Origin of the sequence: Bacillus sp. YBWC18, from assembly GCF_002998775.1 — a bacterium.
Taxonomy (GTDB): Bacteria; Bacillota; Bacilli; order Bacillales; family Bacillaceae; genus Bacillus.
The window spans coordinates 475,390-487,696 of sequence record NZ_PVRI01000001.1; the positions used below are offsets into that span (position 1 = coordinate 475,390).

Here is a 12,307-nt window from a genome sequence, read left to right on the forward strand (position 1 = left end):
ATAGAAATGCTAAGATCATGACTTTCATCTTAATGTCACATATTTTTCAGTTTACAAATGGTACATATAAAGGTAAGATGACCATGGTGAAAGATTTTGATAGTTATTGAATGTATTTGATTGTTTTGTATTGATAATGTTGAAAAAAGCGATTACAATAAAGGTGCGCGCAAAATGAATACGTTTTCAAAAGGGGGTGTTTTCATGTTGACACCGGAAAGACATCAACTCATTATCGACTGTTTAGAAGAAAATGATGTCATCAAAATACAGGACTTAACGATTATGACGGATGCTTCTGAATCTACAATTAGAAGAGATTTATCAGCCCTTGAAGAAAAAGGATTTCTTAAAAGAGTCCATGGGGGAGCAGCCAAGATATCAAGTATCCGTCTTGAACCAGATGTATTTGAGAAATCTGCCAAAAACCTTCAAGAAAAGTCATTGGTTGCAGAGGCAGCTGCTTCACTTTTAAAACAAGGCGATTGTATTTATTTAGATGCTGGAACGACCACACAGCAAATGATTGAATATATCGATCCCGATCAAGATATTGTTGTGGTGACAAACGGTGTTATGCACATTGAAGCACTCATGAGAAAAGGCATTTCTTTTTACCTGATAGGCGGATCAGTGAAACATCGAACAGGAGCCATGGTGGGAGCCGCAGCTTTGACAGCGATGGAAAATTACCGTTTTGACAAAAGCTTTGTCGGGACGAACGGCATTCATCCCGAGGCGGGGTTTACAACACCTGATCCAGAGGAAGCGCTCATGAAAAAAAGAGCCATGAAGCAGGCGAAAAAAACCTATATCTTATCAGATGCCTCTAAGTTTGGCGAAATATCGTTTTCAGCCTTTGCTAGTTTACAGGAAGCCACCATTATCACAAACGACGCAAAAGAGGATTCATTCGATAATTACCATGAAAAAACGGTTATAAAGGTAGTGAAAACATGATTTATACAGTTACTTTAAACCCATCAGTTGATTACATCGTACACGTGGAGGATTTCGCAGTCGGCGGTTTGAATCGTTCAACCTATGACAAAAAATATCCAGGTGGAAAAGGGATCAATGTCTCAAGGCTTTTAAAACGTCACGGTGTTGAATCAAAAGCGCTTGGATTCATAGGCGGATTTACAGGAAAATATATTCAAGACTTTTTACAAAACGAACAATTACAAACAGCCTTTCACGAGGTGTCAGAAGATACACGAATTAATGTGAAACTAAAAACAGGTGAAGAAACCGAAATCAACGGACTCGGCCCATCTATTACTGAAGCGCAATTTGAGTCGTTTCTGTCTCAATTTTCTTCATTGACTGAAGGAGATGTCGTTGTCTTAGCTGGCAGCATTCCTTCTTCATTGCCTCATAACACGTATGAACGTATTGCTGAGGTGTGCGAAAAGCAAGGTGTCAGAGTTGTCCTTGATATTTCCGGGGAAGCACTAAAAAAAGCAGCAGGCTTGAAACCGTTCTTAATGAAGCCAAACCATCATGAGCTAGGTGAAATGTTTGAGACGAGCATCTCATCTGCGGAAGAAGCCATTCCTTATGGGAAGAAGCTGTTAGAACAAGGTGCTGAACATGTCATCGTATCAATGGCTGGAGATGGAGCTCTCTTATTCAGTAAGGAAGGGGTTTATCAGTCCAATGTTCCAAAGGGTACGCTTGTTAATTCAGTTGGTGCAGGGGATTCAGTCGTTGCAGGATTTTTAGCCGGCGTTTCGAAAGGCCTTTCGATTGAAGAATCATTTAAGCTTGGCGTCACATCAGGCAGCGCTACAGCATTTTCTGAGGAGCTTGGAACAAAAGAGCTTGTCGACACACTATTACCACAAGTAAAAGTCACACGCATTTAAAGGAGGAGTCATCATGAAAATTACAGAACTACTCACAAAGCAGACAATTAAGCTTCAATTAGACAGCCAGCAGAAAGAAGCAGTCATTGAAGAACTAGTCACTGTTTTAGATACAGCAGGCAAGCTAAATGATAAAGAGGGCTACAAAGAAGCAGTGATCAACCGTGAAAAACAGAGCTCTACTGGTATTGGCGAAGGAATTGCTATCCCTCACGCTAAAACAGCAAGTGTAAAAGAGCCTGCCATTGCATTTGGCCGTTCGACAGCTGGTGTAGATTATGAATCACTGGACGCGCAGCCGAGTCATCTTGTCTTTATGATTGCAGCAACTGAAGGCGCAAACAACACGCACTTAGAAGCACTTTCTCGTTTATCAACACTTCTCATGCGTGAAGAAATCCGAAAGCAGCTTCTTGAAGCGGCTACTGAAGATGAAATCATCGATATCATCAATACGCATGACAAGGACGATGATGAAGAAGAAGAGGAAGTTCAAGAAGAGCCGGCTGTATCAGGTAAACCAGCTAAGATTTTAGCAGTAACAGCTTGCCCAACAGGTATTGCGCATACATTTATGGCAGCAGATGCTTTGAAAGAAAAAGCAAAAGAAATGGGCATTGACATTAAAGTCGAAACAAACGGCTCTGGCGGTATTAAACACGCCCTTACGGCAAAAGAAATCGAAGAAGCACCAGCCATCATTGTGGCAGCGGACAAGCAAGTTGAAATGGAACGCTTTAAAGGCAAACATGTCATTGAAGTACCTGTGACAGCTGGAATCCGCCGTCCTCAGGAATTAATTGAAAAAGCAGTCAATCAAGATGCGCCGATTTATAAAGGCTCAGGCGGCAGTTCTTCAAAAGACGAAAATGAGTCATCTGGCAAAGGTAGAAGTGGTTTCTACAAGCACTTAATGAGTGGTGTAAGCAACATGCTTCCATTTGTTGTCGGGGGCGGTATCCTTGTTGCAATTTCATTTTTCTGGGGAATTAACTCAGCAGATCCTAAGGACCCTTCATTTAATTCATTTGCAGCTGTATTAAAAGGAATTGGCGGAGATAATGCGCTTGCCTTAATCGTTGCTGTTTTAGCCGGATTTATTGCAATGAGTATTGCAGATCGTCCAGGTTTTGCGCCAGGTATGGTCGGTGGATTTATGGCGTCGGCAGCAGGTGCAGGATTCTTAGGCGGACTAATTGCCGGTTTCCTTGCAGGTTATGTCGTTGTGCTACTTAAAAAAGTATTCACATTCGTACCGCAGTCACTCGACGGGATTAAACCGGTTCTGCTGTATCCATTGTTCGGTATTTTCTTCACAGGCATCATCATGCATTACATTGTTAACACACCGGTAAAAATGGTGATGGATGGATTAACTCACTGGCTTGAAACTTTAGGTACTGGAAACCTTGTCTTAATGGGCATTATTTTGGCAGGTATGATGGCGATTGATATGGGGGGCCCAATTAACAAAGCGGCTTACACATTCGGTCTTGCGATGATTGCTGCTGGAAACTATGCACCGCATGCTGCCATTATGGCAGGCGGAATGGTACCACCATTAGGTATTGCACTTGCTACAACAATCTTTAGAAATAAATTCTCAAAACGTGACCGAGAAGCAGGGATTACATGCTACTTCATGGGAGCTGCCTTCATCACTGAAGGGGCGATCCCGTTTGCAGCGGCTGACCCTCTGCGCGTAATTCCTTCAGCTGTCATTGGAGCAGCCGTGGCTGGCGGATTAACGGAATTCTTTAGAGTCACGCTTCCTGCGCCGCACGGCGGACTATTCGTTTTCTGGGTAACAAATCATCCGGTTCTTTATATCATCAGCATCTTAATCGGTGCCGTTGTAACAGCGATTTTACTGGGTATTTTGAAAAAACCAGTCAAACTAGAAGCGTAATTCAGAAGAGAAGCATCGTGAAGAGCGGTGCTTCTTTTTGTTTAATCATGAACAAATTAGGAAAAAATATCTAATTGAATGGTTGTCTTGTGAATTTTTAAATGACATGTGATAAAGTAAAGTTATTCAATTCACGTTTCAAGTCTTTTAGCAGAAAGTCTTAGGAGGAAGCAGTATTTTGAACGAAGAAAACAAACAAAACGAAAATGATATTCAATCTGATGCAAAGCAAGACAAAACAGAGAAGAAAAGTTCACTGTTTGAATGGATCAAAGCCATTTTAATTGCACTTGCGCTCGTCCTGCTCATCCGTACGTTTATATTTGAGCCGTATGTGGTGGAAGGAGAGTCAATGGAACCGACTCTTCATGATGGGGAAAAGCTGTTTGTCAACAAAACCATTAACTATCTAGGTGGTGTCAAACGAGGTGACATCGTGATTATTAATGGAAAAGATGGCCAGAAGATTCATTATGTAAAACGATTGATCGGCCTTCCGGGAGACACGATTGAAATGAAGGATGATACGCTTTACATTAATGGTAAAAAAGTTGATGAGCCTTATTTAAAAGAGAACAAGGCACATGCGAAAGAGTATGAAGTGCATTTAACAGGGGATTTTGGTCCAGTGAAAGTACCGAAAAACGATTACTTTGTGATGGGGGACAACAGACTCAATTCCATGGACAGCAGAAATGGACTTGGACTCATTGAAAAGGATCGGGTTGTCGGGACATCAGAATTTGTTTTCTTCCCATTTGGCGACATTCGGCAAACAAAATAAAAGCACCCTTCTCAGGTGTGTGAGAAAAGTGCTTGAATGGACGACCCTTTAAAAGAAGGGTCGTTTTAATTTGGCGTGAGCACCGTAACAATGATCACAATCGCCAACACAGAAGCGAAGACAGACCCAGTAATGGCTAAAACGGACCGAAACAATCCGACCTTTTGATTTTCTTTCCCTCGCTTTTGTAAAAAGCGTTTCGAAAAGATGTGTACCAGTGTGTAAATAAGCACAAGCCCAATATAAAGGCCAAAATCCCTCGCATTAAAGCCTGTTGCAGATAAATAAATACCCATAAAGAAAATCAATAAACAGTATTCCATAAGTGTAAGTAATCTCAAATCGCACGAACTCCTTCAATAAATCATTCCCATTTATTATACCATAATGGACAAATTGCCTTCGTTCTTAGCGAGAGACGTTTCTATCAAACGTTATTCATGTTATACTTCATAATGATGAATGAGTGATGGAGGATTAATAAATGATTGCAGTAAATAATGTTAGTTTGCGTTTTGCTGATCGTAAACTATTTGAAGAAGTAAATATTAAATTCACTCCTGGCAACTGCTACGGTCTAATTGGTGCCAATGGAGCTGGTAAATCAACGTTTCTAAAGATTCTTTCAGGTGAAATTGAAGCTCAGACGGGCGATGTTCATATGAGCCCTGGTGAGCGTTTAGCGATTTTAAAACAGAACCATTTTGAATACGAAGAATTTGAAGTATTAAAAGTCGTCATGATGGGTCACAAACGTCTATATGATGTGATGCAGGAGAAAGATGCGATCTATATGAAACCTGATTTCTCAGATGAAGACGGGATTCGTGCAGCAGAGCTTGAAGGTGAGTTCGCTGAGTTAAACGGCTGGGAAGCAGAGAGTGAAGCAGCGATCTTATTAAAAGGTCTTGGCATTCCAGAGAGCCTTCAATCGAAGAAAATGTCTGAGCTTGGTGGTTCTGAAAAGGTAAAAGTACTACTAGCCCAAGCTTTATTTGGTAAGCCTGACGTTCTTCTTCTTGATGAGCCAACGAACCACTTGGACTTACAAGCAATCCAGTGGCTGGAAGAGTTCCTCATTAATTTTGAAAATACCGTGATTGTCGTTTCGCATGACCGTCATTTCTTAAACAAAGTATGTACACATATTGCGGACCTAGACTTCGGAAAAATTCAAGTATATGTCGGTAACTATGATTTCTGGTATGAGTCCAGCCAGCTAGCGCTGAAGCTCAGCCAAGATGCGAATAAGAAAAAAGAAGAACAAATTAAGCAGCTTCAAGAGTTCGTTGCCCGGTTCAGTGCGAACGCTTCTAAATCGAAGCAAGCGACCTCAAGAAAGAAATTGCTTGATAAAATCTCTTTAGACGACATTAAGCCATCTTCACGTAAATATCCGTACGTTCATTTTGCGCCAGAGCGCGAAATCGGAAATGATGTCCTTCAAGTAGAAGGTCTATCGAAAACAATTGACGGTGTGAAAGTACTTGATAACGTCAGCTTTATCATGAATCGCGAGGATAAAATTGCGTTCTTAAGCCGTAATGAGCTTGCTGTATCCACTTTATTTAAAATTCTTGCTGGTGAGATGGAGCCAGACAGCGGGACATATAAATGGGGCGTTACAACATCACAAGCCTTTTTCCCGAAAGACAATAGTGAATACTTTGAAGGAAACGATGTCGATCTAGTGGATTGGCTTCGTCAATATTCTCCTAATGATCAAAGCGAAAGCTTCTTACGCGGGTTCTTAGGACGTATGCTTTTCTCTGGGGAAGAAGTAAAGAAAAAAGCAAGCGTCTTATCAGGAGGAGAGAAGGTTCGTTGTATGTTATCGAAAATGATGCTGTCAGGAGCGAATGTTCTTTTGCTGGATGAGCCGACGAACCACTTGGATCTAGAATCCATTACAGCGCTGAATAACGGTTTAATGAGCTTTAAAGGAGCTATGCTCTTCTCATCTCATGACCATCAGTTTGTTGAAACAGTGGCAAACCGTATCATCGAAGTGACGCCAAATGGCATCGTCGATAAACAAACAACATATGATGAGTTCTTATCAGATCAAGACATTCAAAAGAGACTCGATGAGCTTTATGCGTAAATAAGAAAAGACATCCAAAAGTGGATGTCTCAGCGTGTAGACAAACCCTCGCATTCGGTGTCAGTCCTGCGTGCCGGTGCTCACGAATGTCAAATTCGCTCCGCTCCGGTACTCGTCCTTCCTAGACTGCAAAGGTTTTCTATCACGCTGAAAAGAAGACAAAAGGCTAAAATGAAGATCATTTTAGCCCTTTGTCAACAATCTGAGACATCCATAAGTGGATGTCTTTTTTTCGATTAAATCGCCCAGTTTCCATTACGGAAGATCGGTTCGCGTTTCCCGTCTTTTGTAATTCCGTCAATATTCATTTCCTTTGAACCAATCATGAAATCGACGTGTGTAATACTGTTGTTCACACCAGCTGCATCCAATTCTTCACGATTCATCTCTTTTCCGCCTTCGATATTGAACGCATACCCGCTGCCGATGGCAAGGTGATTCGATGCATTTTCATCATAAAGGGTATTGTAATAGAGAATATTCGAGTTTGAGATTGGTGAATCGTCTGGTACGAGAGCAACCTCACCTAGATAATGGGAGCCTTCATCTGTTTCAACGAGCGAAGTTAAAATGTCTTCGCCTTCCTTCGCTTTCACATTGACAATTCGTCCATTTTCAAATGTTAATGTAAATTCATCAATGATATTTCCTGCATAACTGAGCGGTTTTGTGCTTGAGACAGTCCCATTTACACCGTCTTTTTTAGGTACGGTAAAGACTTCTTCTGTCGGCATGTTGGCCATGAAAGAGACGCCGCGCTCACTCACGCTGCCGGCACCTACCCAAATGTGCTGCTCTGGGAGCTCAATCGTTAAATCTGTGCCAGGAGCATCATAATGCAGCTTGTGGTAGTGGCGCTCATTTAGTATTTTGACCTTTTCATTTAGTGACTCATCGTGCTTTTTCCAAGCCTCAACAGGATCTGCTTGATCAGCGCGAGCGACTTTAAAGATTTGATCCCATAATAACGCGACAGCTTCTTCATCTGTATGGTCAGGGAAAATCTTTTTCGCCCATTCTTTTGATGCAGCGCCTACGACCGTCCAAGCAACTTTGTCTGATTGAACGTATTGGCGATATGTATGAAGGGCTGATCCAGCGGCCTTTTGCTGTGCAGCGATTTTTTTCGAATCAATGCCTCGCAGAAGGTCAGGGCTTTCTGACAAGATCGTGATAAAAGCGCCGCCGCGTTTTGCGATGGTTTCCATCATCTGTGCTTCCCATTCTGGGAATTGGTCAAACACATCCTGCGGTGCATGTTCATATTTTAAACGGGCAAGAACACCATCACTCCAGCGGATATGTACGTTTTTCGCCCCGCGCTCATACGCATGTTTCGCGACAAGACGAACAAGGTCTGCAGATTCAGTAGATGCAGATACGACGACTTCTTGTCCTTTTTGAACATTCACACCGACTTCAACAATGGTCTTAGCATATTGATCTAGTTGTTTTTCAAATGAACTCATAAAAACCCTCCTTTAGTCATGTTCATCATATCAGATTTAAGACCGAAAAGGAAAATGGGGAGCATGCTTAAAGCCAAAATAAAAAAGCCGCTTTCGTGCGGCTTTTTTAGCGGTTCAGTTGTTTCACAGGCTGTGCATTAGAAGGGGGCATATGTGAAAACGACAGGCTCATTCCTCCTAAAATAATACCCGTTAAAATGACTGTGACAACGACCCGTTTACCTAAATCAAGCAACATGTTCTTCCTCCTTCACGTTTATCCATTTCTCAAGATATGATCGAAATGATAAAAAAAGAAGTAGAACAAAAAGATTATTTTAATGTTTTTTGCAATTTATGAATGACTTCTAGTGAACGACCTGTTCCGATTGCGACAGATTCAAGTGGATTTGCTGCAATATGAACTGGAACGACAATCTCCTGTGAGAGCCATTCTTGAATCCCATTTAACAAAGCGCCGCCGCCAGTTAAGATCACGCCGCGGTCTACAATGTCACCACTAAGCTCTGGAGGGCTGTCCTCTAATGTGGCACGAATCGCCTCTAAAATATGAAGAAGTGATTCTCGCATGGCACCTTGAATTTCATGAGATTCAAGTGTGATCGTTTTTGGAAGACCTGTCACCAGATCACGTCCACGTACTTCTAATGATTCCGGCTCATGCTCAATGAGACCATAACCAATTTCCATTTTAACCTGCTCGGCTGTCCGCTCGCCGATTAATAGATTATATTTCTTTCGGACAAACGTAATGATATCTTCATCCAGCTGATCTCCGCCAATTCGAATGGAATGACAAGAGACAACGCCGCCAAACGAAATGATGGCAACTTCCGTTGTTCCTCCGCCAATATCGACCACGACGTTTGCAACAGGCTCATCTACCGGGAGATCAGCGCCGATTGCGGCTGCAACAGGTTCTTCAATTAAATGCACGTGCTTTGCACCGCAATTTTTCACAGCATCACTGATGGCACGGCGTTCAACAGCTGTTGAACCAGAAGGTGTACATACTACGACCGTTGGTTTTCTGAAGGTAAACCCGATATTTTTCCCTGCTTTTTTCATGATTTGTTTGAGTAAATCTGTTGTCATATCATAATCAGCGATGACACCGTCTTTCATCGGACGGATCGCCACAATTTTACCAGGTGTTTTCCCAATCATTTCTTTTGCTTCTGCTCCGACTGCAAGTACAGTTTTTGTTTCTGTATCGACTGCCACGACGGACGGTTCATTTAAAATAATCCCCTTATTTTTACTATAAACCAATATGTTAGCTGTTCCTAAATCAATTCCAATTTCGGCATTTTGAAACATGTTTTCACCCAATCTCTATTTTTGCTGTTTTAAACAATTTTACATTTAAAAGTTCAGAGGGTTGATGTCATTTGTGGGGGTTTGTGATGACCTTGAAATGAACTTGTAAAATTCAAGTATCATTTTGACAATCACAATAAATTTTCCCTTTGTTTTTTCTTTTATGAAAAAAATTTTATAGAGGAGAAACCTTTTGAGAATCTCTTACGTCTACGATATATCAATTGGTGCAAAACAGATTGATCTTGAGCTAATGAAAGAAAGAGGGAACGAAATTGAAATCTATCGGAGTCGTAAGAAAAGTAGACGAACTAGGGCGTATTGTGATGCCAATCGAATTAAGAAGAGCACTTGATATTGCTATTAAAGACAGTATGGAATTTTTTATAGATGGGGAGAAAATCGTCTTGAAAAAATACCAGCCAGAGGGCGTTTGCCTCATGACTGGTGAGATTACATCGGAGAACCATGATTATGGAAATGGTCAAATTACATTAAGCGCTGAAGGCGCAGAACTACTGTTAAAAGAGCTGCAAGAAGCTCTTCAGCAGTAATTAAAATAGCCTGCTCTCTTCCTTTGTGCTGAGAACAGGCTGTTTTTTTCTGAAAAAGTTCCTTAAAAATGCCCCATCACCCTCAAAAAATAAGTGGAAAATGGTACAATTGACAAAGAATCTCAGGGCGGCAGGTGGAATCATTTGAACAAAACATATCAAGTGCGGATCGTGTTATCTGTTCTTGCATTTATTTTAATCTTAAGCTGGGATTTCTTTTATTATCTAGGCGGCTATCAAATTAATTGGCCGCTCGATCTAGCCTTTACAGTCTTGGTTTTAACAGGGATCTGGGTTGTCTCAGGCTATGTAGACCGCTTAAATCTACTTGTGTCAGACTTAAATAAGAGAGAAAAAGAAGCACACGAACTGACAGAGCGGCTGAATCGAATCACAGATAACTTGCAAGAAATCGTCTTTGAAACAAACGAGAAAGGTGAAATTATTTTCTTAAATCAAGCATGGACACAAATGACAGGCTATGAGATAGATGAATGTCTAGGCACCATGTACAATCAGTACTTTGATCAAGAGGAGCGCGTGGTCCAGCATTTGTTATCTGTGATCAAGGAACATAAGGATGCGGGGCGGGTAGAACTGCAGCTTCTCCATAAAGAGGGAAAGAAGGTATGGGGAGACGTTCATTACAAGCTCTATTTTGATGAGCATCACCAGTTTACCGGAGGGATTGGGACGGTTGCTGATATTACGAAACAAAAGCAGGCAAAGCTTGAGCTTGAAAGATCCAATCAGCAATTGCAAATGCAGGCGCAAAAGCTGGCTGTTGCTGGACAAATAGCTGCTGGGATCGCCCATGAAGTCAGAAATCCACTGACATCAGTAAATGGCTTTTTGCAGCTGATGAAGACACAATATCCTGAAAGAACCGATTATTTTGACATTATCTTTTCCGAAATTAAACGGATTGATTTTGTTTTAAGTGAGCTGCTTGTATTGGCTAAGCCTCAAGCGGTCCATTTTCAAGAAGTCCAGCTTCATGAGCTCCTAGAACAGGTGATTACCTTATTAAAAACAAATGCAGTTCTTTCAAATATTGATCTCAAACAGCCATTTAAAAAGCAGGATGCCGGTGCTATCCTAGCAGACGCTAATCAAATGAAGCAGCTGTTCATTAATTTAATTAAAAATGCCATTGAGGCAATGCCTGAAGGTGGCAGCATATACATATCTACAGAAAAAGTATTGAATGAATGGAAGATTACCATTCAAGATGAAGGAAAAGGGATGTCTGAAGAGGATATTCAAAAAATATATGATCCTTTCTTTTCCACGAAAAAAGAAGGGACAGGGCTTGGTTTGACCATCTGTGCGACGATTTTAAAAGATCATCACGGAAGAATGGACGTATCCAGTGAGCTTGGAAAAGGCGCAGCTTTTCAAATCTATTTGCCTGTGTGTCAAAAAAGCAGGCAGCAGCAAGTTGAGAGGACGTGATGTCATGACGATGAAAGCTTTATTTGTATATGGGACGCTATTGCTGCATGAAGAGCACCACGAAGCGTATATGAAGGAGAGCAGGCTTTTAGCTAAATCAGCTTGGATGAGTGGAAGGATCTATGATACAGGTCAAGGATACCCAGCGTGCGTTCCTGCAGAAAAAGGCACTGTATACGGAGAATTGTACGAGGTGACCGCTGATGCGTTGAATAAGATAGACGTACTAGAGGAAGGGTATGACAAGCAGGAAATCAATGTCATGACGGATCAAGGTCAGGTAGAGGCCATGACATACACTTTGCCAGAGCAGAAGACATCAGCTCTGAAAGAAATAAAGAGAGGGTGCTGGAAAGCTTATAGACTGTGGCAGCAGAAGCCGTCATCCTTCTATTATTTTGCCTATGGCTCCTGTATGGACGATGCTAGATTTAAGCTGGCAGAAGTCGATCATCACTTCAAACAAATCATTGGCGGCGGTGTACTAAACGGTTTTACCACGAGATTTACATTGGTGAGGCCTGATGGATCAAGGGCTGATATGGTAGAAGACGGCGGCGAAACAGAGGGTGTTTTATATGAGGTTCCTTTTGATGCCATTCGTTATTTGTATAAACGAGAAGGAGTATATGAGGGCACATATCGTCCGGCTTATGTCGATGTCAAAATAGGTGATCAAATTTATGAGGACTGTTTAACCTTTCTTGTGCTTCAAAAGAGCGAAGAAATCGCTCCGCCAGCTCATTATCGCAGTGAAATCGAAAAAGGAGCAGACCTCTACTTAAGTGAAGCGTTCCGCAAAAAAATTCGTTCGCATATGGATTCATTAATCAAACCGTAGTAA

At 41.6% G+C, this 12,307-nt stretch carries 12 protein-coding genes; 8 read left to right on the top strand and 4 right to left on the bottom strand.

Annotation, left to right across the window (positions count from 1 at the left end):
• Positions 1-204 precede the first annotated feature (204 nt).
• The 4 genes from C6348_RS02545 to lepB all read left to right on the top strand — a co-directional run bounded on the left by C6348_RS02545 (position 205) and on the right by lepB (position 4,561).
• On the top strand, positions 205-960 hold the full coding sequence (locus C6348_RS02545; RefSeq protein ID WP_034662703.1) for a DeoR/GlpR family DNA-binding transcription regulator: 756 nt from the start codon (positions 205-207) through the stop codon (positions 958-960).
• A complete protein-coding gene (pfkB, locus tag C6348_RS02550) occupies positions 957-1,868 on the top strand; it encodes a 1-phosphofructokinase (RefSeq protein ID WP_060596156.1) in 912 nt (303 codons plus the stop codon). Before C6348_RS02545 ends, pfkB begins: the two co-directional genes overlap by 4 nt.
• 13 nt (positions 1,869-1,881) lie before the next feature.
• Complete coding sequence (locus C6348_RS02555; protein ID WP_095285096.1) at positions 1,882-3,777, top strand: PTS fructose transporter subunit IIABC; 1,896 nt, start codon at positions 1,882-1,884, stop codon at positions 3,775-3,777.
• Between the two features lie 211 nt (positions 3,778-3,988).
• Positions 3,989-4,561 carry a signal peptidase I gene (gene lepB, locus C6348_RS02560; RefSeq protein WP_034663870.1) on the top strand — a complete coding sequence of 191 codons (573 nt, stop codon included), beginning with the start codon at positions 3,989-3,991 and terminating at the stop codon, positions 4,559-4,561.
• A gap of 65 nt (positions 4,562-4,626) precedes the next feature.
• On the opposite strand, the gene C6348_RS02565 is transcribed toward lepB, so the two are convergent.
• Positions 4,627-4,902 carry a hypothetical protein gene (locus tag C6348_RS02565; RefSeq protein WP_060596158.1) on the bottom strand — a complete coding sequence of 92 codons (276 nt, stop codon included), beginning with the start codon at positions 4,900-4,902 and terminating at the stop codon, positions 4,627-4,629.
• A 143-nt stretch (positions 4,903-5,045) separates the two neighbouring features.
• Here C6348_RS02565 and C6348_RS02570 point away from each other — a divergent pair, with 143 nt between their 5' ends.
• On the top strand, positions 5,046-6,665 hold the full coding sequence (locus C6348_RS02570; RefSeq protein WP_106041761.1) for an ABC-F family ATP-binding cassette domain-containing protein: 1,620 nt from the start codon (positions 5,046-5,048) through the stop codon (positions 6,663-6,665).
• 236 nt (positions 6,666-6,901) lie between these two features.
• On the opposite strand, the gene C6348_RS02575 is transcribed toward C6348_RS02570, so the two are convergent.
• From C6348_RS02575 to mreBH, 3 genes are all read right to left on the bottom strand, one after another.
• Complete coding sequence (locus tag C6348_RS02575; RefSeq protein WP_106041763.1) at positions 6,902-8,134, bottom strand: aminopeptidase; 1,233 nt, start codon at positions 8,132-8,134, stop codon at positions 6,902-6,904.
• Between the two features lie 106 nt (positions 8,135-8,240).
• The gene (locus C6348_RS18845; protein WP_003210922.1) at positions 8,241-8,372 is read right to left on the bottom strand and encodes a protein YkpC; all 132 of its coding nucleotides are present in this window, start codon (positions 8,370-8,372) and stop codon (positions 8,241-8,243) included.
• Between the two features lie 74 nt (positions 8,373-8,446).
• Entirely contained in the window at positions 8,447-9,454 is a 1,008-nt protein-coding gene (gene mreBH / locus C6348_RS02580; protein WP_060596160.1) for a rod-share determining protein MreBH, read from the bottom strand.
• Between the two features lie 275 nt (positions 9,455-9,729).
• On the opposite strand from mreBH, the gene abhA reads away from it, so the two are divergent.
• From abhA to C6348_RS02595, 3 genes are all read left to right on the top strand, one after another.
• A complete protein-coding gene (gene abhA / locus C6348_RS02585; protein WP_034662686.1) occupies positions 9,730-10,008 on the top strand; it encodes a transcriptional regulator AbhA in 279 nt (92 codons plus the stop codon).
• A gap of 144 nt (positions 10,009-10,152) precedes the next feature.
• On the top strand, positions 10,153-11,463 hold the full coding sequence (locus C6348_RS02590; RefSeq protein ID WP_106041765.1) for an ATP-binding protein: 1,311 nt from the start codon (positions 10,153-10,155) through the stop codon (positions 11,461-11,463).
• 4 nt (positions 11,464-11,467) lie between these two features.
• Positions 11,468-12,304, top strand: coding sequence for a gamma-glutamylcyclotransferase family protein (locus tag C6348_RS02595; RefSeq protein ID WP_106042315.1), 837 nt, complete (start codon positions 11,468-11,470; stop codon positions 12,302-12,304).
• The last annotated feature ends 3 nt before the right edge of the window (positions 12,305-12,307 follow it).

Bases quoted from the DNA above. Each gene is read 5' to 3' on its own strand.
- C6348_RS18845 (WP_003210922.1), bottom strand. From the start codon at position 8,372: ATGTTGCTTGATTTAGGTAAACGGGTCGTTGTCACAGTCATTTTAACG.
- C6348_RS02545 (WP_034662703.1), top strand. From the start codon at position 205: ATGTTGACACCGGAAAGACATCAACTCATTATCGACTGTTTAGAAGAA.
- C6348_RS02555 (WP_095285096.1), top strand. From the start codon at position 1,882: ATGAAAATTACAGAACTACTCACAAAGCAGACAATTAAGCTTCAATTA.
- pfkB (WP_060596156.1), top strand. From the start codon at position 957: ATGATTTATACAGTTACTTTAAACCCATCAGTTGATTACATCGTACAC.
- mreBH (WP_060596160.1), bottom strand. From the start codon at position 9,454: ATGTTTCAAAATGCCGAAATTGGAATTGATTTAGGAACAGCTAACATA.
- C6348_RS02575 (WP_106041763.1), bottom strand. From the start codon at position 8,134: ATGAGTTCATTTGAAAAACAACTAGATCAATATGCTAAGACCATTGTT.
- C6348_RS02570 (WP_106041761.1), top strand. From the start codon at position 5,046: ATGATTGCAGTAAATAATGTTAGTTTGCGTTTTGCTGATCGTAAACTA.
- C6348_RS02595 (WP_106042315.1), top strand. From the start codon at position 11,468: ATGACGATGAAAGCTTTATTTGTATATGGGACGCTATTGCTGCATGAA.